Consider the following 22,502-nt stretch of genomic DNA (forward strand, 5'->3'; position numbering starts at 1 on the left):
CGTTCTCAACCCGAACGGACTCACGCACGGCCCGTCAGGGTCGCAGCGCATCAAGCTGGCTTCACATAAAAATTTTCGACTGCGACACAATATAAAAAAATGACGAACGCCCCAATGCGCTGGATCGCGACGCCCCAAATTCCGCCGGACCACCGTGGTCCGGTCGACCACGATTACCAGCCTTTTGGCGATCCGGCGACTGGGCGCCCGCTGGTCGACAGCCTGCGAGAGATGGTTGTCCAGTGGCCCGAAGCCATCGCAGTCGAAGAAGCTGGCGGCGTGACGACCCTGGAGGACCTTTGGCAACGCGCCGCGGGGCTGGCTGGCCAGATCACCCACGCCGTGCCAGAGGACTCCCATGTCGGCCTTCTGCTGCCGGCCGGCGCTGCCTACATGGTCGCCGTGTTCGCCTGCCTGATGGCGGGTCGGGTCATGGTGCCACTCGATGCGGCTTCGCCCGATGCGCGCAATATGGACATCGTCGAACGGGCCCGCATCAAGCTGGTGCTGGCGGAGCCGCATCATCACCGTTCCGCGTATGCGGGAGCCTCGGTGCTGGCGGTCGATTCGCGCATCGCCCTTGGGTCGCAGCCCGAGTTCCAGACCCTCCCGGTCGATCTGGACGCTCCTGCCGTCATCGTCTGCACTTCGGGCAGCTCGGGTCGCCCCAAGCTGATCGTGCACAGCCAACGCGCGATGATGAACTGGGTCCGCATTCACCATGATTCGGTGCACCTGACCCATCACGACCGGATGCTGTCGCTGTCGTCGCCCGCATCCCTGGCCGGTTTCGCGGGTTTCCTGAGCGCGCCGCTGGCCGCTGCGGCCACCCAGGTCGTGGATATCAAAAGCGCTGGGCTCGGCGGCCTGCTCGAGACCTTGGCGTCCAGGCCGGTCACCCAACTGCGCGCAGCACCCTCGATGCTGCGCGGCCTGGCGCGCCTTCCCGAAGCACGCAACAGTTTCGCAGGCCTGCGCGTGGTGCACGCCTACGGCGAGCCGCTGCTCAAGGCTGACATCCTGGCGCTACGCCAGTCGCTGCCGGAAGGATGCTTCATCCGGTCCACGTATGGCGCGACCGAATCCAGTGGTCTGCAGTGGTTTGCAGATGATGACGATGCGTACGACCCGGTGCGCGTGGCGGCCGGCATCCTTCAACCGGACACCATGGCCGCCATCGTCGACGACAATGGCGTCAGCTGCAGCGACGGCGAACCTGGCGAACTGTGGATTCGCAGCAGATACAACGCGCTTGGCGAATGGAGCGACGACCAGTTGGTCGCCGGTCGCCTGTTGCCGGACCAGGACGACGCTGGCTCACGCATCTACAAGACGGGCGATGTGGCCCGTTACCACGGGGATGGTGTCTTCACCGTCCTGGGCCGCAAGGATCGGATGATCAAGGTCAATGGCCAGCGTCTGGAGCCAGGCGAGATCGAAGTGGCCCTGCGTGCATTGCCCGAAGTCCGCGAAGCCGAAGTGGTCGTCGACCCCCGCAGCGAAGGGCCGCGCCTGTTGGCCTTCGTCGTCGCCGATCCGCGGTCCGATGGCGCGAAGCTGCCCGCGCTGTTGCGCGCCGAGTTACGGCGCGTGCTGCCCAGCTTCATGATCCCTTCCAGGATCCTTGTGGTCGATGCCATGCCGCGATTGCCGAACGGCAAGGTCGATGGCTTGTCGTTGCTGGCCCGCCTCAACACGCCTGACGTCTCGGTCAGCATCGCATGAATACCCCAGTGCGCTCGATGGAACAGCCAAAGCTTTTGACGACGGTCCAGGAAGTCTGGAGCGAGGTGCTCGGGTTTCCCTGCGATGAAACGCAAAGCTGGGAGGACGCCGGCGGCGATTCACTGTGCACCTTGCACCTGCTGCTGGGGCTGGAGAAGGCACTCGGCCGCAGGCTTTCATACGACCAGTTCGACCCGCAGTTGACGGCGATCGAACTGGCAAGCTCGTTGGGAAGCTCCACCGAAAACACCAGTGGCGCACCCCGTACCACCGCCGAAGGCGTGGTGACGATCTTCCTGTTTACCGGGATTTTCGGCGATGAGCCGATGCTGGCTGAATTCAGACGCTCGTTCGGAGACCGGGTCCGCTTTCACACCATCGAGCCGCCTGGCCTCGATGCGCCCACCGCCGTGCTGACCGATCTGGTCGCCACCGCTGCGCTTGGCGTCGCGGAGATTGAACGCGTCGCTCCCACGGGCGATCTCTTTCTAGCGGGCTACAGCTTTGGAGGTGCCGCCGCCGTCCAGGCCGCTCACGTGCTGAGATCCTCCGGGCGCCGTGTCGCGTGGCTCGGCATTTTCGACACGCCGGTGGTGCCCGACGCGGCCAAATGGCGCCAGCGGTATCGCGACTGGAGCACCTTTGCCTTGCATCTGATGGGCGCCACCCGCCTCGGTCGTCGGCTGGTCATGGCCGCGCTTGAACGCTTGCGGCCCAGTTGGGTCGTGCGCTGCCAGCGCTCGTTGATCTGGCGCTTCCGACTGAGCGCCCTGGAGCACTGGCGTCCGCTCCCCTTCGAGGGGCCGGCACTGTTGGTGCTCAGCGAAGAGCTCAGTCCGCGCACTGCAACGCGCTGGGCTGAACTCTGCCCTGGCATCGAGACCGTGCGCCTGCCAACCCTCCACACGGAGTTGCTGCGACGCAGTTCCATCCTGATCATTACGCCGATCATCGAGGCGGCGGTGCGCAGGACAGCGGGCAGCCCGCCGGCTGAAGCCGAATTGATGGAAGCAGTGCTCCAGTAGCGTCGATCCCCGGCGTGTTCTTCCGGGAACACGCCAACCTGGTTGCGCTGGCCTGGACGCAATGACCCGCCCGCCGCAGCGACGCTGTCCAACGGGCCGGCGTCTGAGGCTCTGGCCATCGGGTGCGTCGCGTCGCGATGATCAAGCCAGTCGGATCATGGCCAGGTTTCATCGGCAAGCCTTGAACACCCGTGCATCCCATTTTGAGGCATCGTCGAAGGACCAGCGCACGCCACGCCGTTCGTGCGCGGCTGCGCGTGCGAGGCGTGCGCGTTCACATGCAGTGGGCGCCTTGCGCGTGGCGCGCATCTTGGCGCGACGGCCTAGGCGCACGGGGGCCACGCGGTTGCGCTCCTTCAGGGACTGGCGGTCGCGCTCGATGCTGCGTTCGGCCGCTGCACGCGCCTGCGAGGCGCCGCTTCCTGCTGCAGGCGCTGGAGTGGCCGTCCATTGTTTCTCGGTGAATCCCGCGCAGACCGCGGACTGGTAGACCACCGCGCCACCCGCATGGCGACATTTGTAGACCGTTTGCGCAGCGCCATGTCCGGCCATCAGGCAAAGCCCGACGATCAGCAGCATCTTCATCGCGGCACTCCTTTGCACGCCTGGGTGCTGCCAGCTTCAGGGCGAGGACGCCACCGCGCCATCGGGGCCAGGCCTGCCGGCGGGTCAGACAACCGCCCGACTGCATCCAAGCCGACGCCGGCTGCGTAAGCAGGGCATCGCAGATCGCACAGGTGGGACATGTTCAAGCTGACAGCGCTCGCCTTGACGCTGGTGGCCGCGGCCGACCCGGCCGTGCCCGGCGTCACGCATTACGAAGGCAAGGCGTACGCGGCCTCGGGCAGGATGCTGTACACCGAATCGCATTGGATTGGCGAAGGCGGCCAACGCACCGTGCTCTATCGGTGCCCAAACGGCCAGCCCTTCGCGCGCAAGCGGGTGTCCGACGGCAGCGCGGCACCGGATTTCGAGCTGGTCGACGCCCGGTCCCGATATCGCGAAGGCGTGCGTGGCCACGGCAGCGCACGAAAGGTCTTCAGCGCCACCGACGGCAAGGAGCGCTCCGCGGTGCTGCCGCGCGCCTCGGCCCAGGTCATCGATGCGGGCTTCGACCGCTACGTGCGCGACCACTGGACGGCGCTGGTCAAGGACCAGGACACCCGGATCGCATTTCTGGTGCCCGCGCGGCAGGCCAACCTGGACCTGCGCATCGCGGCGGGCGCCGCCAAGGACCGGACCCGCCAATTCAGATTGACCCTGGACGCGTGGTACGGCGGCATCGCACCCAGCATCACCGTCACTTACGACAATGACAGCCGCCGCCTGCTGCGTTTCGAAGGCGTCGGCAATATCCGCGATGCCAAGGGCCGCTATCCGAAGGTCCGGATCGAATTTCCGGCCAACGCGGTTGGCACCGCGACCCAGGCCCAGATGCAAGAAGCGTCCTCCATGCCACTGGTGAGCACCTGTGCCGCGTAGGCTTGCGCCAATCGCCCGTGACACCGCGCCTCACGCATCGCATGCGTATCAGCCGCTGATGCGGCCTTCGCGTCAGCTTTCATTGGAAGGATCGACATGGTCAACGTTTACCTGTGGCTCAACGCCCTGCTCTACATCGGCCTGGCCATCTGGTGCACGGTCGCGCCCGATGCCACTGCCCATGCGGTGGGTTTCACCGCGCTCACGCCGTCTGGCCAGACCGAGTTCCTGGCGGTCTATGGCGGCATGGAATTCGGGATCGGCGTCCTCTTTGCTTACTTCGCCGTCAGCCGGCAGCCACGCAACGGACTGGTCCTGGGGATGGTGTTCTACGCACCCATCGTGGCCTGGCGGGCTTACGCGATCAGCCGTTATGGGCCGTTGGAGTCCACGACCATCGGGCTGGCCGCGGCCGAATGGGTGCTGTTCCTCTCCGGCCTGGCCCTGTTCCTGCGATGGCGCAATAAGCACACATGAAGATGTCGAGGCGGGGTTGACGGTGATTTCTGTAGGATCGCGGAACCTACAAGCCACCACGACCTCACAAGGCCAACACCGCATGGCGGACTCCACCGAGCGCAGCCGGGCTGCCGACGAAGCCGACCAGTTGTTGCTGGCCACGGCACGCGGCGACGGGGTCGCCTTTGAACGTCTCTATCGCATGACCTCGCCACGGCTGTTCGCGGTCTGCATGCGCTTGCTGTCCCAGCGCAGCGAAGCCGAGGACGTGCTGCAGGAGGTCTACAGCAACGTCTGGCGCAAGGCCGGCCAGTTCGATCCGGCCAAGGCCAGCGGCCTGACCTGGATGGCGATGATGGCCCGCAACCGTGCGATCGACCATCTGCGCGCCTCGCGCATGGAGCGCGGCGCCATCCCGATCGACCTTGGCCCGGAACTGGTGGACGGCGCGCCGCGGGCCGATCAGGTGACCGAGGCCGCGCAGGACGCCCACGGCCTGGACGTCTGCCTGGAAGAGCTGGAGCCGCGCCGTCGGCTGCTGGTGCGCACCGCCTTCTTCGAAGGCAGCACCTACGAAGAACTCGCCACCCGCAGCGGCACGCCCTTGGGGACGGTCAAGAGCTGGATCCGCCGCAGCCTGGCCAAGCTCAAGGCGTGCCTGGAACGATGAACATGACCCCTGACACCATCGAGCAGGATCCGCCTGGCGAATCGGTACTGGCCGGCGAGTTCGTGCTCGGTGTGCTGGAGCCGCAGGCGCATGCCGCCGCCCGCGCGCGGGTTGAACAGGATCCCGCCTTCGCCGCCGACGTGCAGCGATGGGAGCAACATCTTGCCCCGCTGGTCGACCAGGTGGCGCCGATCGAGGTGCCCGACTATCTCTGGATCCGTATCGGCAGCGCGCTGGGGCTGCTGCAACCGGCGCCTGACAGAGGCGGACATGCCACCGCATCATCGCCGCGCACCGGCTTCTGGAACAATCTTGGGCTGTGGCGCGGCGTTGGCATTGGCGGGCTGGCCACGGCGATGGTGGCGGTGCTGGCCCTGGTCTCGCTCCTGCGCCAGGGACCCCCGACCGCAACGCCTCCGGTCGCGCACCAGGCGCCGACACCGCCCGCTCAGCCGATCCCGCAGATGGTCGCCTCGCTGGCCAGCGACGACGGACAGACCGGCTATGTGGCCACGATGGATACCCGCAGCGGACGCATGACGATCATGCCCATGCATCCGGCTCGTGAGCGGGGCCGCGTGCCCGAATTGTGGATCATCCCGAAGGGCGGCAAGGCCATCTCCATGGGCCTGCTCGATCCGGACCATCCGCAGCAGCACACCCTGCCTGCCCGCCTGCGGGATCTGCTCAGTACCGACGCCCTGCTGGCGGTGACCATGGAACCGCCGGGCGGCGCGCCCGGCGGCGTGGCCACCGGTGCGGTCGTGGCCAAGGGTGGTATCACGGCGCTTGCTTTCAGTCCCTGAAGGCCGGACTGCATCCGAACGCGCGCGGCCGTCGTACACGTTGCATTCCCCAGGGCATCCAAGGAGCCTGTGTGCCGGATTCGCCGCTCAATGCCCCTTCCCTAAACGCGCAGGCTCGCTTGCCCGCGCGGCCGACAGGATGGTGGGCCAGCGTGGTGCGCTGGTTCGACACGGCCGGGCCAACGACGTTGAACGAGGCCGGCGCCGACCGTATCGACTGGCTGCGCGCCCTGCCCTTCGCCCTGATGCATGTGGCCTGCCTGGCGGTCATCTGGGTAGAGGCGTCCTGGTTTGCGGTCGCGGTGGCGGTCGCGCTGTACGCGGTGCGCATGTTCGCCATCACCGGTTTCTACCATCGGTATTTTTCGCACAAGGCATTCAAGACTTCGCGGCCGGTGCAGTTCGTGTTCGCCGCGATCGGCGCCAGCAGCGTGCAACGCGGACCGCTGTGGTGGGCCGCCCATCATCGACACCATCATCGGGTCACCGATACGCCCGCCGATCCGCATTCGCCCGGCCAGCATGGGTTCTGGTGGAGCCATATGGGGTGGTTCCTCACCCCGCGCGGGTTTCGCACCAACTGGGACGCCATCCCCGACCTGCGCCGCTTCCCGGAACTGCGCTTCCTGGACCGCTTTGACATCCTGATGCCGGTCCTGCTGGCCCTGGGTCTGTTTGCCCTGGGCGCCTGGCTGGAAGATGCCGCGCCCGGCCTGGAGACCAACGGCTGGCAGCTCTTGGTATGGGGTTTCTTCGTCTCCACCATCGTGCTGTTCCACGCCACGGTCACCATCAATTCGCTGTCGCATCAGTTTGGGTCGCGGCGCTTCGACACGCGCGACGACAGCCGCAACAACTGGATGCTGGCGCTGCTCACCTTCGGCGAAGGCTGGCACAACAACCATCATTATTTCCCTGGCTCCGCCCGGCAGGGCTTCCGCTGGTGGGAGGTCGACCTGACCTGGTACGGACTGAAGCTCCTGAGCTGGCTGGGCCTGGTGCGCGACCTCAAACCAGTCCCCGCCGGGCTGGTCCGGACCTCGCGGAGCCGGCAATGAGCCGGATCGCCGTAGTCGGCGGCGGCATCGCCGGCATGGGCGCCGCCTGGGCCCTGTCCCGCCAGCACGCGGTCACGCTGTTCGAAGCAGGCGATGACCTGGGCGGGCATACCCATACCCACGGCATCGTGCTGGGAGATCGCCAGTACGCGGTGGACAGCGGCTTCATCGTGTTCAATCCGGACAACTATCCGCTGCTCAGCCGGCTGTTCGAAGAGCTGGACGTCGCTTCGCAGCCGACAACGATGAGCTTTTCGGTCAGTGATGCGCGCACCGGTCTGGAGTACAACGCCGGCGACCTGGCGGGGCTGTTCTGCCAGAAGCGCAATCTGGTCAGCCCCGCGTTCTGGAGGATGCTGGCCGACCTGCGGCGCTTCTACCGGCAGGCCCCCGCCGTCCTGGTCGAGCCTGCGCCCGGTCCGACCCTGGGGGACTATCTGGCCCTGCACGGCTACTCGGCGATGTTTCGCGACGCGCACATCGTGCCGATGGCCTCGGCCCTGTGGTCCTCGCCCTCCTCGACGATCCTCGATTTTCCCATGCAGCACCTGGTGCGCTTCATGGACAACCACCACATGCTGCAGCTCACCGGCCGCCCGGCGTGGCGCGTGGTCAGCGGCGGCTCCAGCCAGTACGTGCATGCGTTGCGCCGGCGCTGGAAGGTGGACCTGCAGTTGGGCTGTCCGGTCCAGCAGGTGCGCCGCATCGATGGCCGCGTGCAACTGCATGCCGGCTCCGAGGAGCATGCGTTCGACGAAGTCGTTCTGGCCTGCCATGCCGACGATGCACTCACCCTGCTGACCGACGCCGACGACCAGGAGCGCGCAGTGCTGGGCGGGATCACCTACCAGTCCAACGAGACCCTGCTGCACACCGACCGCCGTGTCCTGCCCCGCGACCGACGCGCCTGGGCGGCGTGGAATGCGCGCGTCCCCGCGCAACCAGACGCCCCGTGCACGGTGAGCTACTGGATGAACGCCCTGCAGTCGCTCGATGCGCCACAGGACTTCATCGTCAGCCTCAACCAGGCCGCCGACATCGACCCAACCAAGGTGTTGCGGCGCATGCACTACCGCCATCCACACCAGACCCCTGCCACGGTCACCGCGCAGGCGGCGCTGCCGGAGATCCAGGGACGCGGCCATGTGTGGCACGCCGGTGCGGGCTGGGGGTTTGGCTTCCATGAAGATGGCCTGCGCAGCGGTATCCAGGTCGCCCGGGCGTTGGGCGCGGCATGGCCATGAACCAGCTCCGGGCCCCTTTGCGCTCCGGCCGCGATACAGACGAGCTCCCCCGTGGAGTCGCTGCCGCGGGCACCGTGTCTGACGCGAGCCTGGCCAGCGCCCTGTATGTCGGCCAGGTGCGGCATCGCCGCCACGCGCCCAGGCCGCATGCCTTCACCTGGCCGCTGTTCATGGCCTATCTGGACCTGCGCGAGTTGGACCGTGTGTTCGCACGGCGTTGGCTGTGGTCGGTGGGCCGACGCAACTTGGTCCAATTCCGCCGCTCGGACTATCTGGGCGATCCGTCCGTGCCGCTGGACCAGGCGGTCCGCGATTGCGTGGAAGCTGAGATTGGACATCGCCCCGACGGTCCAGTGCGGATGCTGACCCATCTGCGCATGTTCGGGCATGTGTTCAATCCGGTGACGTTCTATTACTGCTTCGCCGCCGATGGGCGCACGCTGGAGACGCTGGTGGCACAGATCACCAATACGCCGTGGAAGCAGCGCCACACCTATGTGCTGCCCGCCTCGACCGCCGAACGGGACGGGGCGCGCTTGTCCTGGCGCTTCGACAAGACCTTCCATGTGTCGCCGTTCATGGGCATGGACCATGACTACGCATGGCGTTTCGAGCTGCCGGCCGAGACGCTGCGCGTGCACATGGACGTGCTGTGCCGGCCGGACGGCGACGGACACATTGCGCCGAAGCGGTTCGATGCCACGCTGAGCCTGCGGCGTCGCCGGCTGCGCGCTGCCGACATGGCCGCCGTCCTGCTGCGCTATCCGTTGATGACCGTACAGGTCGTCCTGGCGATCCACTGGCATGCCCTGCGCCTGTGGCTGCGCGGCAACCCCGTTCACGACCATCCCGACAAGAGGCCCACGCCATGAGCCGCATCGATGCCGCCACCACGCCCGTCGCCACGCCCCCGGCCGCGCGCGGTTCGATGGCCGAACGGATCCTGCGCCGCCGCCTGCTGGACACGCTCTCGGGCCTGCGCGGCTGCCGCCTAGTGGTGGAGGAAGCCGGCCAGGTCCACGTGCTCGGTCAGCCCGATGCGGCAGGAGCTACCCCGCTGCAGGCACACATGCGCGTCAACGCCCCGGCGTTCTGGCGTATGGCCGCGCTCAACGGCAGCGTCGGCGCCGGCGAGGCCTACATGGAAGGCCTGTGGGACTGCGACGATCTAGTCGCCCTGATGCGCATGCTGGTGCGCAATCGCGACCTGCTCGATGCGCTCGACAGCGGCACCGCGCGGGTGGGCGCAGTGGCGATGAAGGCCTTGCACGCACTGTCACGCAATACCCGCACCGGCAGCCGACGCAACATCGCCGCGCACTACGACCTGGGCAACCCGCTGTTCTCGCTGTTCCTGGACGAGAACCTGATGTACTCATCGGCCATCTACGAACACGCCGACGAGTCGCTGGAAACCGCCGCCACCCGCAAGCTGGACCGCATCTGTCAAAAGCTGCAGCTCGGCCCGGAGCACCGCGTCGTGGAGATCGGCACCGGCTGGGGCGGCTTCGCCCTGCATGCGGCGGGCAAGTACGGCTGCCATGTCACCACCACCACGATCTCGCGCGAGCAGCACGACCTAGCGGCCCAGCGCATCGCCGCCGCCGGCCTGGGCGAGCGCATCACCCTGCTGATGCAGGATTACCGCGATCTGGAGGGCTGCTTCGACCGGGTCGTCTCGATCGAGATGATCGAAGCCATCGGCCATCAGTACCTGGACACCTATTTCGCCAAGGTCTCCGACCTGCTCGCCCCCGACGGCCAGGCCCTGATCCAGGCCATCACCATCGAAGACCACCGCTACGCGCAGGCCCGCGACTCGGTGGACTTCATCAAGCGGCATATCTTCCCGGGGAGCTTCATCCCCTCGGTGGCGGCCATGACCGGCGCCATCGCCCGCGCCAGCGACCTGCGCCTGTTCAACCTGGAGGACATCGGGCCCAGCTACGCGCTGACCCTGCGTGCGTGGCGCCAGCGCTTCCTGGGCAAGCTCGACCAGGTGCGGGCGCTGGGTTACGACGCACGCTTCATCCGGATGTGGGAGTTCTACCTGGTGTACTGCGAGGCGGGCTTCCTGGAGCGCTCCATCGGCGATGTGCACCTGTGGCTCACCAAGCCCGGTGCGCGCGCGGCGCAGTATCCCTACGCCTTGGCGCACGTGTGATGCCGACCTCGCGCCATCTGGTCAACTATCTCGCGCTGCAGGCCCAGTGGCTCTTCGCGGTCTGGGGTGCGGGTCGCGGCCTGTGGTGGCCGTCTCTGGTGGCGCTGGCCGGCTTCGCCCTGGTGCATGTCGCCCTTGGCGGTTCGCTGCGCCGTGAGGCCGGGTTGGTGGGACTGGCGGTGTTGCTGGGCGCCCTGGTCGATTCGGTGATGGCGGCCAGTGGCCTGGTGCACTACGCCGCGCCATTGCCCTGGTCGCATCTGGCGCCGGCCTGGATCCTGGCGCTGTGGGCGGGCCTGGCGCTCACGCTTCGCCATTCGCTGGCCTGGCTGATGCGTCGCCCGCCGCTGGCAGTGCTGGTCATGGGTATCGGCGGACCGGTGTCCTATCTCGGCGCGCAGAGCGGATTCGATGCGGTGCGATTCTCTGCCCCGACCTTTGCCGGCCTGGTGACACTCGGCGCGCTTTGGGCCGCGGCAACCGGGGTGCTGGCCATGGCAGCCCTGCACACGCCACGCGTCCCCCGCGTCCACCCGGTGGGCCCCTCATGAACGCCTGGCCCCTGCTCTGGATTTTCCTTGGCGCCGTCGCGCTGATGCTGCTGGCATGGGCCTGGCAGTTGCGCACCCGCAACGCGGGCGTGGTCGATGTGGTGTGGTCGTTCGGCATGGCCGCCAGTGCGATGACCTACGCCGTGCTGCTCGACGGAGCCTTGCTGCCCCGGCTGCTGGTGGCCGTGCTCGGCGGCGCCTGGGGCCTGCGCCTGGCCTGGCACCTGGGCACCCGCGTGTTCGGCGATGCACACGAGGATGGGCGCTACGCGTACCTGCGCAAGCATTGGGACGATGCCCAGGGCAAGTTCCTGCTGTTCTTCCTGGCCCAGGCGCTGATGATCGTGCTGCTGTCGATCCCGTTCTGGATCGTCGCCCACAACCCGCGCGGCGACTGGAGCCTGTGGACCACGCTGGGTGTCCTGATCTGGGCCATGTCGGTCGCAGGTGAGAGCCTGGCCGACCGCCAACTGGCGGCCTGGAAGCGCGACCCCGCCCACAAGGGTCAGACCTGCCGGGACGGGCTGTGGCGTTATTCGCGTCATCCGAATTATTTCTTCGAATGGCTGCACTGGTTCGCCTATGTGTGCCTGGCCGTCGGCCTGCCCTGGGGCTGGGTCCTGGGCAGCCTGTGCGGCCCGGCCCTGATGCTGGCCTTTCTGTACCGTGTCACCGGGATCCCATACACAGAAGCGCAATCACTGCGCAGCCGCGGCGAGGACTATGCGCGTTACCAGCGCACGACCAGCGCCTTCTTCCCGCGCCCACCCAAACGTTGATCGAGCTGGAGAGAATCAGACGATGTCCGCACCCACCCCGTTCACCGAACAAGCCCCCACCCGCGAGAGCCTGGCCACGCGCCTGGCCGAGTCCGGCCGCCTGCCCGACCCGCTGCTGCGCATGGGCATCCGCCGCCTGTGCGCCCAACGCCTCAAGGACGAGCGCAAGGGCGGCCCGGAGGCCGTTTTCGCGCGTCAGCAGGCCTGGCTGGATGGCCTGCGCGAGGACGCCATTGCGGTCGAGACCGAGGCCGCCAATCGCCAGCACTACGAGTTGCCGCCTGAGTTCTTCCGCCTCTGTCTGGGCAAGCACCTCAAGTACAGCGCCTGTTTCTGGGACGACTCGACCCGCGACCTGACCCAGGCCGAGGAAAAGATGCTGCGTCTGTACTGCGAGCGCGCCCAGTTGGCCAATGCCAGCCGCGTGCTGGAGCTGGGCTGCGGCTGGGGATCGATGACCCTGTGGATGGCCGAACGCTATCCGCAGCTGATGATCACGGCGGTCTCCAACTCGGCCTCGCAGAAAGCCTTCATCGAGGCCCGCTGCCGGGAGCGCGCCATCTTCAACGTCGAGGTCATCACCGCCGACGTCAACGCCCTGCAATTGCCCGCCGAGATGTTCGACCGGGTGATCTCGATCGAGATGTTCGAGCACATGCGCAACTACCAGGCGCTGCTGTCCAAGGTCGCCGGTTGGCTCAAGCCGGGCGGCAAGCTGTTCGTGCACATCTTCTGCCACCGCGAACTGCTGTATCTGTTCGAGACCGAGGGCAGCGACAACTGGATGGGACGGCACTTCTTCACCGGTGGGCTGATGCCAGCCGCCGATACGCTGCTCAAGTTCCAGGACCAGCTGACCATCGAGGAGCGCTGGCTGCTGTCGGGCACGCATTACGAGAAGACCGCCAACGCCTGGCTGGAAAAGCAGGACGCCAATCGCGATCAGGTCATGGGCCTGATGCGCCAGACCTACGGCGTAGCCGATGCCGGGCGCTGGTACCAGCGTTGGCGCATGTTCTGGATGGCCTGCGCGGAGCTGTTCGGTTACTCGGGCGGCAATGAGTGGATGGTCGCCCACTATCGCTTCAAGCGCTGAGCTGCCCGGCGCCAGTGTCCAGCGACACCGGCGCCACGCGCCCCTAGATCAGGAAGCCGGACGAAGCTGCATGGCCAACCACGCGCCCAGGCCGACCAGCAGCAATCCGCCGGCAATGCTGACGCCCAGGTTGGCCAGCACCGCAAGACCGCGGCCCTCGCGCAGCAGCATCAGGCTTTCCATCATCAGCGACGAAAACGTGGTCAGGCCGCCCATGATTCCCACGATGAGAAAGGCGCGCAGGTAGAGCGCGGCCGGTCCGCGATCCTCCAGCCAGACCAGCAGGAAGCCGCCCACCAGCGACCCGAGGAAATTCACCGCCATCGTGCCGTACGGGAACCCGGCGCCGAAGTGCCGCACAAGCTGCCCACCCACCCAGAATCGCGTAGCGGCCCCGATCGCGCCACCGCACATCACCAGCGCCAACTGCTGCCACCAGATCGCGGGGTTCATGCGTTTCTCCCGGCGCACACCGGCGAGGAGGACGGAAGAAACGAAGCGTGTTGCGGCATGGCGGTCTCCATGGGATCGATGCCGGGGCACGCACCTGCCGCCCCGGCGTGGGGGTTGGCAGGCATCATCAGCACGACGGGTCACGCCGGCGGTTCAAGGAGGAATGCCATCTCCTGTAGCCGCGCAATATACCGACGCTCAGCGGTCCTTGTCAGCCCGCGCCTGTGCCCGCGCCGCACGCAAGGCATCGAGTTTCTGCTTGAGCTTGATCTCCATGCCCCGCTCGACCGGCTCGTAATAGACCCGCTCGCCCATCGCATCGGGAAAGCCGGTCTGGTCCAGGGCGATGCCGCCTTCCGCGTCGTGGTCGTATTGGTAACCGTCGCCATAGCCCAGGCCCTTCATCAGCTTGGTCGGCGCGTTGCGCAGGTGCATCGGCACCTCCTGGGTCCCGGTCTGGCGCACCTCGGCCTTGGCCAGGTTGAAGGCGGCATAGCCGGCATTGGACTTGGCCGTGGCCGCCAGGTACAGCACCAGCTGGGCCAGCGCCAGCTCGCCTTCCGGACTGCCCAGGCGCTCGTAGACGTCCCAGGCTTCCAGTGCCATCTGCTGCGCGCGCGGGTCGGCCAGGCCGATGTCCTCGATCGCCATGCGCGTGAGCCGCCGGGCCAGGTAGGCGCGATCGCAGCCGCCATCGAGCATGCGCGTGAGCCAGTACAGGGCCGAGTCCGGATTCGAGCTGCGCACGGATTTGTGCAGTGCCGAGATCTGGTCGTAGAACTGCTCCCCACCCTTGTCGAAACGCCGCGTGCGGTCGGCCAGGACCTGGACCAGGGTGGCCTCGGTGATTTCGCCGCCCTCGTCCACCGCCAGTTCCGCGGCGATCTCCAGCAGGGTCAGGGCGCGGCGCACGTCGCCATCGGCCGCCCCGGCGATCTGCAGCAGGGCCTCGTCGGAGATCCGCAGATCCTGTCCGCCCAGGCCGCGTTCGGCATCGCCCAGCGCATGGCGCAGCGCCTGGGCGATGTCGGCCGGCGAGACCGCCTCCATCACGTGCACGCGGCAACGCGAGAGCAGCGCGGAATTCAGTTCGAAGGAGGGATTCTCGGTCGTCGCGCCGACGAACAGGATCGTGCCGCGCTCGATATGCGGCAGGAACGCGTCCTGCTGGCCCTTGTTGAACCGATGCACCTCATCGACGAACAGGACCGTGCGCCGTCCCTGGGCAAAGCGATGTGCGGCCTCGGCCAGCACCTGGCGCACCTCCGGCAAACCAGACAACACGGCGGAGATCGCCTTGAACTCGGCATCGGCGTACTGGGCCAGCAGTAGGGACAGGGTGGTCTTGCCGCACCCCGGCGGCCCCCACAGGATCATCGAATGCACCCGGCCGGATTCGACCGCACGCCGCAACGCAGTGCCCGGCGCCAGCAGCCGGCGCTGACCGACCATCTCGTCCAGCGTCTGCGGCCGCATGCGCTCGGCCAGCGGCTGCATGGCGCTACGGTCCACGCTCAGCAGGTCGGGCGCGTCATCGGGAAAGGTCTTGGCTCTGGCCACGCCGGCATTGTATCGCGGCGCAAGAAATGCCCTGTCGAAACCGGCACACCGCAGCCTGGCGCTTCCGACGGAATGCTGGCGCCGCAGTCTTCACGGCAGCAGCGCCGGCATGCCGCCTGCGGGCGCGTCAGTTGACGTCGCCCACCACGTCCACGTCCTTGCCCGGCGCGTAACGGAAGGTGCCGCTCGGGAAGGAAGGATTGCGCTTCCAGCCACTGAAAGCCACTTCAGTGCGCTGCCCCACCGCATCGGTGAATTCCATGCGCTTGAGCTGCCCATCGGCAAAGCCCAGACGCGCCACCTCGAAGCCACTGCTGTCGTCGCTGCGCTTGGGCGTGAGGGTCATCCATTCCAGGCCGGCTTCGTCCGGGCCCTGGCTGACATCGAACTTGCTGTCCAGCTCGGCCGGCTTCATCAGCGCGGCCAGCGGGCTGGTCTGGGCTTCGTTGCCCTGTGCACGCACAGTGGCCTGCTGCAGGTCAGGCTCGTAAATCCAGACCTTCTTGCCGTCGGCCACGATGAGCTGCTCGTAGGGTTTGGCGTATTCCCAGCGGAACAGGTCCGGCGCCGACAGCGCCACGCGTCCGCTCGACTGTTCCTTGAGCCCGCCGTTGCCGTTGTAGACCTTCTGCGTGAACTGCCCATCCAGGCCCTTCAGGCCACTGGTGAAGGTGGTCAACTGGTCACGCGCGCCGGCCAGGGCGGTGCCGGCCAGCAGGACCGTTCCCAGAACGGCCAGTCGCAATGTGCGAATCATGGGAAACCCCTGTCGTGTTATTTCTGGTGCCAAGTGTGACGCGGCGTGCCTGAATCGGCATTCCATCCCCGGGCAGGACGCGTCCGGATGTTCAGCGCGCCGCGCCGGAGGCCGTCTGCACCGTGGACAGGTCGCCGTAGAGCACCTGCCCGCGGAAGCCGCGGCGCACGTCCTGGTACAGCGCACGGAATGCGGCGTAGTCCTGCGGCTGGCAACGCTGATCCGGCCCACGCATCGCGTTGAGCTGCAGGCGGTGGGTGGCGGTGATCTGCTGCCCGTCCCGCGTCCAGGTCACCTCGTAGCGTCCGGCCGCGTTGGCGTAATGGGCGCTGCGCGGGATGGCGATGATCGGCACCGAGTCCGGGAAGCGCAGCACGTAGGTTTCCTCACGCAGGGTCTGGTTGCACTGGAAGGGCGTGAGATTGGTCGGGGCCACGGCCTTGGCGTACAGGCCCCGCATGGAGTCGGCACCGGGCATGTCGGGCAGGGTCATGCCACCGACGGTGGAGAAATCGACCTCGTCACGCGCGCTGAAGTCGAACGCGTAGCCAAAGGGATGCTCTAGGTCGTCGGCGCGGCCACGCAACTGCAGGTGGCCCTGGCCGTCCATCCCCGAGCCGGCCATGATCGAGTCTTCGATGCGCTGGCGATTCTGGACGGTCAGTTGCGAGAACGTGCCACGCAGGCCGATCTCCCCTGTCGGACCGCTGTCGATCTGCGTATGCCCGCTGACATTCCCCTTGTCGTCGTAATCGAAGGTGCTGATGGCGCGGTAGGCACTGCGCGAAGGGTCGTTCGGCGGGGTGCGCGCCACCACGCCATCGGCGGTATGCACCACCGGCGCGTCCAGGTCGGACGCAGGCAGTTGCCCGAACGGTGCATAAGGATCGGTCGAGTCCAGGTATAGGCCGAACTCGGGCACCCAGGTGATGGCGTGGTTGAAGCGCCCAAGCACCACGCCAGGCGGCAGGACCGGACCGCCGCCGGCACCGATGAGCACCGGCGAACTGGCGATGCCCTTGGCCGCCAGCAGCGCCTCCAGGATCACGGTGTGGTCCTTGCAGTCGCCGTAGCGGTTGGCCAGGATCGCGTCGGCCGGGTTGGGCTCCAGCCCGCCATTACCCAGGTACACCGCGACGTAGCGGATATGGGTGGCGACCCATTCGTAGAGGGCCCGCGCCTGGCCCTGGCGGTCGTCGATCCCCGCCGTGATCGCATCGGCTTGGCGCTGGATGGCGGGCGTGACCTGCGCGGCCTTGCCCGCCGCCACCTGGTAGGCCCGCCCCAGCTGCCCCCAGGTCTGGAAGGTGCTGGCCGTGATCCCCGGGCTGTATTCCCAGGCCGGCACGCTCCACGGCTGCGGCTCCATCGGCGTCGGATTGCGATAGGTCCAGGTCCAATGGGCCTGGCCGTCCTTCACCGTGCGCGCGCCGCCCTGCATCCCGGTGGCGTGCAGGAACATCGGCATGTCCGCCGGCGCGGTCAGCGTGACCTTGGCTTGGTCGAACTGCTGCATCCGCGGGAAGCTCTCCCACAGATTGAAGTAACCCGGGAAGTAGGGCTGCACCTGTTGGGTGCTGTAGCGATAGACCAGCCGCGTGCCCGGCGCCAGGTTCGGGAAGACGATGACCTTGACCTTGCGGTCGGCATATATCGCCGCCGAGGCGCTGGAATAGCTTTCCTGCGTGTAGATGCGGTCCGGCGCCACGTCATGGCGCACGCCGTCCGGGGTCACCGTGTAGGCGGCCAGGACCTTCAGGCGCTCCATTTTCTCGCTGTAGCTCAGGCGCACTTGGCTCCAGGCATCCACGCCAGCCTTGGTCCGCACCAGGATCTCGTATTCGTCGGTCTGCGTACTGGTGTAGTCGGGCGCGACGACGTAGTCGGCCAGGGAGCGGACGAAGCTGAAATTGGTGCTGGCTTCGCCGGCCGGTGCCCTGCCCGCTTCGCCGTCGCCGGTCTGGGCCAGCGCTGGCCAGCACAGCCAGGCACAACACAGGATCAGCAGTCGACGCATCGGCGGGATTCCGGATCGGGGGAGCGGCATTGGAGTCCACGCCCCCGGTTTGGTTCCCGGCCGGACGGATGCAAAGTCGGCGAGGCTCACCGTGGCGGCGGCGGCGCCAGCACGCTGCGATCACCATTGTGTTCGGGCGGACTGACCACGCCGGCGGCCTCCATGGCTTCCACCAACCGCGCGGCGCGGTTGTAGCCGATCTTCAGCCGCCGCTGCACGCCGGAGATCGACGCACGCCGGGTTTCGGTGACCACCTTGACCGCCTCGTCGTAGAGCGGATCGCTTTCATCTCCGCCGCCGCCACTGGTCTCGGGCAGGCCGGTCGCGCCGACCACCACGCCGTCGCCCATGGTCTGGACTTCCTCCAGCACGCCCTCGATGTAATCCACCGGGCCGCTGGCCTTGAGGTGCTCGACCACGCGATGCACTTCCTCGTCGGAGACGAAGGCGCCGTGCACGCGGTCCGGCATCGCCGTGCCGGGGGGCAGGTACAGCATGTCGCCATGGCCGAGCAGGGTTTCCGCGCCGGACTGGTCGAGGATGGTGCGCGAGTCGATCTTGGAGCTGACCTGGAAGGCGATGCGCGTGGGGATGTTGGCCTTGATCAGGCCGGTGATCACGTCCACCGACGGGCGCTGGGTGGCCAGGATCAGGTGGATGCCGGCCGCGCGCGCCTTCTGCGCCAGGCGGGCGATGAGTTCTTCGACCTTCTTGCCGACGATCATCATCATGTCGGCGAATTCGTCGATGAAGATCACGATGAAGGGCAGCGGCTCCAGCTGCCGCGGCATCTCGTCCAGGTCCGGGTTGGGCTTGAACAGCGGATCCATCAGCGGCTGCCCGGCTTCCAGAGCGTCCTTGACCTTCTTGTTGAAACCGGCCAGGTTGCGCACGCCGACCGCGCTCATCAGCTTGTAGCGACGCTCCATCTCGGCCACGCACCAGCGCAGGCCGTTGGCAGCCTCCTTCATGTCGGTGACCACCGGCGCCAGCAGGTGCGGGATGCCTTCGTAGACGCTGAGCTCCAGCATCTTCGGGTCGATCATCAGCATCCGCAGGTCTTTCGGGCTGGCCTTGTACAGCAGGCTCAGCACCATGGCGTTGACCGCCACCGACTTGCCCGAACCGGTCGTACCGGCCACCAGCAGGTGCGGCATGCGCGCCAGGTCGGCCACGGTCGGCTGCCCGGCGATGCCCTTGCCCAGCGCCAGGGTCAGATGGCTGGCGGACTTGTCGTACTCGCGCGAGCGCAGCAGCTCGGACAGATAGATCATCTCGCGGCTGGTATTGGGGATTTCCAGACCGATCACGGTCTTGCCCGGGATCACGTCCACCACGCGCACGGATTTGACCGACAGGCCGCGCGCCAGATCTTTGTCCAGCGAACTGATCTGGCTGACCTTCACGCCCGGCGCCGGCTCCAGTTCGAAGCGGGTGATGACCGGGCCGGGATAGGCACCGACCACCTGCACGTCGATGCGGAAATCCTTGAGCTTGAACTCAATCTGCCGCGACAGGGTCTCCAGGGTTTCCTCGGAATAGCCCTTGGCCTGCGGCTTGGGATCGTCCAGCAGGGCCAGCGGCGGCAGCCCGTCGGCGGTGGCGCCGGTGCCGTGGAACAGCGGGATTTGGGTCTCGCGCTTGGCCCGTTCGCTCTTCTCGACCACCACGGCGACGGGGGCCTCGATCTTGACCGGCTCGCGCTTGGCCCGGGCGACGGTGTCGGCCTTGCGGACTTCCTCGCGCTGCTCGCGGATCGCACGGGTCTTTTGCCAGTCCTCGGCCTGCTTGCTGCCCCGGCGCAGCAGCGCCGGCAGGGCCACGACCCATGCCCCGATGCGCTCCATCACCGCGAACCACGACAGCCCCGTCGCCAGGGTGATCGACACCAGGAACAGGGCCAGCAGGAACAGGCTGGAGCCGAGCGCGCCGAACAGCGTGGTCAGCGAGTTACCGACCAACCGGCCCAGGATGCCACCCGCGCCCGCCGAAAAATCGTTGGCCGCCAGGCCGCGCATGTGCAGCAGCCCCGACGCCGAAATCAGAAAGCCCACCATCCCCACCAGGCGCAGCGCCGGCCCCAGGTCGGCCTCGCCCTGCTCGCCCTTGTCCATGCCAAACAGGGCGATCCAGGCGATGGCTCCCAGGATCACAGGCAGCACGAACGCCACGTAGCCGCAGAAGCCCAACAGCATGTCGGCGACCATCGCCCCCACGTGCCCGCCCAGGTTGTGGATCGGCGTAGTCAGGCTGCCGGCCTTGGACCAGCTGGGATCCTGGGGCGAATACGTGAACAGGCATGCCAGCAAATACAACAGCACCGGCGCAATCACGATCAGCGCCAGATCGCGCCACAGGCGCTGGCGGCCGGGATTGGGTGGCGATGTCGGCGTGTTGCGGCGCGCCTTGGGGGCGTCCTTTGACTTGCCGCGTTCCGGGAGCGCTTTTGCCACCTTGGGATCCGACCTCAGAAATACTTCGTTAGTGTTTGATACTAAACGAATCTGAAAGGGAAATCAGTGCTGTCGTGGCCCTGGCACGGGATCGGACCGTCGAGGGCGGAACGCCGCGTCGATCCGAGCGGATCGGCCTGAGCATTCCATCGGCGCGCCTTGATTCGTCCTGCCCGCACCGCCACTCTATGCGCCTGCACAACGGGCCTGTTCGCGTCCGTTCCGCGCTTTTTCGCCACAAATTTCGAGTATACATGAGCACTTCCAAGCACAGCCGCCTGTTGATCCTGGGCTCCGGTCCGGCCGGATGGACCGCCGCTGTTTACGCCGCGCGCGCCAATCTCAAGCCTGTGGTGATCACCGGCCTGCAGCAGGGTGGCCAGCTGATGACCACCACTGAGGTCGACAACTGGCCGGGCGACGCCCACGGCCTGATGGGCCCGGACCTGATGGCGCGGATGCAGGCCCACGCCGAGCGCTTCGAGACCGAGGTCATCTTTGACCACATCCATACCGCCGATGTCTCCCAGCGTCCGTTCAAGCTGTCCGGCGACTCGGGCGAGTACACCTGCGACGCACTGATCATCGCCACCGGCGCCACGGCCAAGTATCTGGGACTGGCGTCGGAGGAAGCCTTCAAGGGTCGCGGCGTTTCGGCCTGCGCGACCTGCGACGGCTTCTTCTACCGCGACCAGGACGTGGCCGTGGTCGGCGGCGGCAACACCGCCGTGGAAGAGGCCCTCTACCTGTCCAACATCGCCAACAAGGTCTATCTGGTCCACCGCCGCGACACCCTGCGCGCGGAAAAGATCATGCAGGACAAGCTGCAGGCCAAGATCGACGCCGGCAAGATCGTCCCGGTGTGGCACCACGTGGTGGACGAGGTGCTGGGCGAAGAGGCCGGGGTGACCGGCCTGCGGGTCAAGTCGGTGCTGGACGACAGCACCCAGGACCTGAAGGTGCATGGCTTCTTCGTGGCGATCGGCCATACGCCCAATACCAGCCTGTTCGACGGCCAGTTGGGCATGAACAATGGCTACCTGACCATCCAGTCGGGCCTGGACGGCAACGCCACCCAGACCACGGTGCCGGGCGTGTTCGCCGCCGGCGATGTGGCCGACCAGCACTACCGCCAGGCCATCACCTCGGCCGGCTTCGGCTGCATGGCCGCGCTGGACGCCGAGCGCTTCCTGGACAAGGGCGCCTGAGCCGGAACACACGGTGATCTCGCTGGGAATGGATTCCCACGACGTCCTGCGCGCGGCCGTGCTCCACGGCGGCTGGCTGGCCTGGCCGGCCGCCGCCCTGCTGCTCATCGGCCTGTGGCGATGCAGGCAGCGCAAGACGCGCGTCGCGCTGGCAGGGCTATGCGCCGCCACGCTGCTGTTCCTGTGGGCACGGTTTGCCGAGCCCAACCTGATCGTGGTTCGTCACACTGTGCTGCACGGCACCGGCGGCACGGGACGCATCGTGCTGATCGCCGATCCGCACCTGGGCATGTTCAAGGGCGCCGACTTCCTGCGGCGCGTCGTGGCGCGGATCAATCCCCTGCAGGCCGACGCAGTGTTGATCGCCGGCGATCTAACCTACGAACCGCAGGGGCAGTCGCTCGATACCCTGTTCGCGCCACTGGCCGCCCTCAAGCCCCCGACCTACGCGGTCCTGGGCAATCACGATGAGCAAAAGCCCGGTCCGGAGATCGACTTAGCCTTGCGTGCGGCCCTGCGCGCGCAGGGCGTCACGGTGATCGAAGGACGCACGACGCAGGTCCGCGGGTTCGCGCTTGCCGGACTGGGAGATCGCTGGGCTGGCAAGGACGGCGCCGGGTTTCTCGCCCGGATCCCGTCCAGCCGGCCCCTGCTGGTCCTTGCGCACAACCCGGACAGCGCCGATCGCCTGCGGCCGCGTGAACACCTGTTGCTCCTGGCCGGACATACGCACGGGGGTCAACTGCGGATCCCGTGGCTGTACAGGCAGGTGCTCCCGGTGCGCCATGGCTTCGATCGGGGCGAGCAATGGTATGCGGGCCCGCGTGGACGCATCCGCGTCTACACGACCTCCGGCCTGGGCGAGAGCGGCTTGCCGGTGCGGTTGTTCGATCCTCCCGTGATCGACCTGCTCGAACTGCGCCCCTAGACGTTTCCACTCCGTGCAGCACCACCTTCTACACCCCGCTCGCGATGAGGCTGGGCATACTGTGGGC

The 22,502-nt window shown here is 67.2% G+C and carries 21 protein-coding genes and 1 riboswitch; of the genes, 15 read left to right on the top strand and 6 right to left on the bottom strand.

The genetic code is table 11. The features are described 5' to 3' along the window. Positions 1-99: 99 nt before the first annotated feature. Both ACORQU_RS17810 and ACORQU_RS17815 read left to right on the top strand, forming a co-directional pair. On the top strand, positions 100-1,725 hold the full coding sequence (locus ACORQU_RS17810) for an AMP-binding protein (protein WP_491642389.1): 1,626 nt from the start codon (positions 100-102) through the stop codon (positions 1,723-1,725). Next, positions 1,722-2,750, top strand: a complete 1,029-nt coding sequence (locus ACORQU_RS17815) for a thioesterase domain-containing protein (RefSeq protein WP_491642391.1) — start codon at positions 1,722-1,724, stop codon at positions 2,748-2,750. The genes ACORQU_RS17810 and ACORQU_RS17815 overlap by 4 nt, the downstream gene beginning before the upstream one ends. Positions 2,751-2,918: 168 nt before the next feature. Here the strand turns inward: ACORQU_RS17815 and ACORQU_RS17820 are convergent, their stop codons facing one another. After that, entirely contained in the window at positions 2,919-3,335 is a 417-nt protein-coding gene (locus ACORQU_RS17820) for a DUF4124 domain-containing protein (protein ID WP_491642392.1), read from the bottom strand. Positions 3,336-3,494: 159 nt separating this feature from the next. Between ACORQU_RS17820 and ACORQU_RS17825 the strand changes: the two genes are divergently transcribed. The 11 genes from ACORQU_RS17825 to ACORQU_RS17875 all read left to right on the top strand — a co-directional run bounded on the left by ACORQU_RS17825 (position 3,495) and on the right by ACORQU_RS17875 (position 13,059). Then, complete coding sequence (locus ACORQU_RS17825) at positions 3,495-4,232, top strand: hypothetical protein (RefSeq protein ID WP_491642393.1); 738 nt, start codon at positions 3,495-3,497, stop codon at positions 4,230-4,232. A gap of 96 nt (positions 4,233-4,328) precedes the next feature. Further along, a complete protein-coding gene (locus tag ACORQU_RS17830; RefSeq protein ID WP_271645800.1) occupies positions 4,329-4,709 on the top strand; it encodes a DUF4345 family protein in 381 nt (126 codons plus the stop codon). A gap of 82 nt (positions 4,710-4,791) precedes the next feature. Continuing rightward, positions 4,792-5,361: a sigma-70 family RNA polymerase sigma factor gene (locus ACORQU_RS17835; protein WP_271645799.1), complete on the top strand. Its 570-nt coding sequence runs from the start codon at positions 4,792-4,794 to the stop codon at positions 5,359-5,361. Between the two features lie 2 nt (positions 5,362-5,363). Then, positions 5,364-6,167: an anti-sigma factor gene (locus ACORQU_RS17840; protein ID WP_491642395.1), complete on the top strand. Its 804-nt coding sequence runs from the start codon at positions 5,364-5,366 to the stop codon at positions 6,165-6,167. A 119-nt stretch (positions 6,168-6,286) separates the two neighbouring features. After that, positions 6,287-7,225 (top strand): acyl-CoA desaturase, encoded by a 939-nt coding sequence (locus ACORQU_RS17845; RefSeq protein WP_491642396.1) that lies wholly within the window; start codon positions 6,287-6,289, stop codon positions 7,223-7,225. After that, positions 7,222-8,469: an NAD(P)/FAD-dependent oxidoreductase gene (locus tag ACORQU_RS17850; RefSeq protein WP_491642398.1), complete on the top strand. Its 1,248-nt coding sequence runs from the start codon at positions 7,222-7,224 to the stop codon at positions 8,467-8,469. Before ACORQU_RS17845 ends, ACORQU_RS17850 begins: the two co-directional genes overlap by 4 nt. Beyond that, on the top strand, positions 8,466-9,341 hold the full coding sequence (locus ACORQU_RS17855) for a DUF1365 domain-containing protein (RefSeq protein WP_491642399.1): 876 nt from the start codon (positions 8,466-8,468) through the stop codon (positions 9,339-9,341). The genes ACORQU_RS17850 and ACORQU_RS17855 overlap by 4 nt, the downstream gene beginning before the upstream one ends. 5 nt (positions 9,342-9,346) lie before the next feature. After that, a complete protein-coding gene (locus tag ACORQU_RS17860) occupies positions 9,347-10,633 on the top strand; it encodes a class I SAM-dependent methyltransferase (protein ID WP_491645166.1) in 1,287 nt (428 codons plus the stop codon). Beyond that, positions 10,633-11,184, top strand: a complete 552-nt coding sequence (locus tag ACORQU_RS17865; RefSeq protein ID WP_271645793.1) for a DUF2878 domain-containing protein — start codon at positions 10,633-10,635, stop codon at positions 11,182-11,184. Before ACORQU_RS17860 ends, ACORQU_RS17865 begins: the two co-directional genes overlap by 1 nt. Next, positions 11,181-11,963 (top strand): DUF1295 domain-containing protein, encoded by a 783-nt coding sequence (locus tag ACORQU_RS17870; protein ID WP_491642401.1) that lies wholly within the window; start codon positions 11,181-11,183, stop codon positions 11,961-11,963. Before ACORQU_RS17865 ends, ACORQU_RS17870 begins: the two co-directional genes overlap by 4 nt. Positions 11,964-11,985: 22 nt before the next feature. Beyond that, positions 11,986-13,059: an SAM-dependent methyltransferase gene (locus ACORQU_RS17875; RefSeq protein WP_491642402.1), complete on the top strand. Its 1,074-nt coding sequence runs from the start codon at positions 11,986-11,988 to the stop codon at positions 13,057-13,059. 48 nt (positions 13,060-13,107) lie between these two features. Here ACORQU_RS17875 and crcB read toward each other — a convergent pair whose 3' ends face one another. The 5 genes from crcB to ACORQU_RS17900 all read right to left on the bottom strand — a co-directional run bounded on the left by crcB (position 13,108) and on the right by ACORQU_RS17900 (position 20,299). Further along, a complete protein-coding gene (gene crcB / locus ACORQU_RS17880) occupies positions 13,108-13,512 on the bottom strand; it encodes a fluoride efflux transporter CrcB (protein ID WP_491642403.1) in 405 nt (134 codons plus the stop codon). A 111-nt stretch (positions 13,513-13,623) separates the two neighbouring features. After that, a riboswitch (Fluoride riboswitch) is annotated at positions 13,624-13,695 on the bottom strand. A gap of 15 nt (positions 13,696-13,710) precedes the next feature. Further along, on the bottom strand, positions 13,711-15,009 hold the full coding sequence (locus ACORQU_RS17885) for a replication-associated recombination protein A (protein WP_491645167.1): 1,299 nt from the start codon (positions 15,007-15,009) through the stop codon (positions 13,711-13,713). A gap of 190 nt (positions 15,010-15,199) precedes the next feature. Continuing rightward, positions 15,200-15,829, bottom strand: coding sequence for an outer membrane lipoprotein periplasmic chaperone LolA (lolA, locus tag ACORQU_RS17890; RefSeq protein ID WP_271645788.1), 630 nt, complete (start codon positions 15,827-15,829; stop codon positions 15,200-15,202). Between the two features lie 91 nt (positions 15,830-15,920). Then, the gene (locus ACORQU_RS17895) at positions 15,921-17,837 is read right to left on the bottom strand and encodes a DUF3857 domain-containing protein (protein WP_491645168.1); all 1,917 of its coding nucleotides are present in this window, start codon (positions 17,835-17,837) and stop codon (positions 15,921-15,923) included. Between the two features lie 95 nt (positions 17,838-17,932). Beyond that, positions 17,933-20,299: a DNA translocase FtsK gene (locus ACORQU_RS17900; RefSeq protein WP_491642404.1), complete on the bottom strand. Its 2,367-nt coding sequence runs from the start codon at positions 20,297-20,299 to the stop codon at positions 17,933-17,935. Positions 20,300-20,553: 254 nt separating this feature from the next. Between ACORQU_RS17900 and trxB the strand changes: the two genes are divergently transcribed. Both trxB and ACORQU_RS17910 read left to right on the top strand, forming a co-directional pair. Further along, positions 20,554-21,507 (top strand): thioredoxin-disulfide reductase, encoded by a 954-nt coding sequence (gene trxB, locus ACORQU_RS17905; protein WP_491642405.1) that lies wholly within the window; start codon positions 20,554-20,556, stop codon positions 21,505-21,507. Positions 21,508-21,535: 28 nt separating this feature from the next. Beyond that, positions 21,536-22,435, top strand: a complete 900-nt coding sequence (locus tag ACORQU_RS17910; protein ID WP_491642407.1) for a metallophosphoesterase — start codon at positions 21,536-21,538, stop codon at positions 22,433-22,435. Positions 22,436-22,502 lie beyond the last annotated feature (67 nt).

This window comes from Pseudoxanthomonas sp. JC1303 (assembly GCF_058448525.1).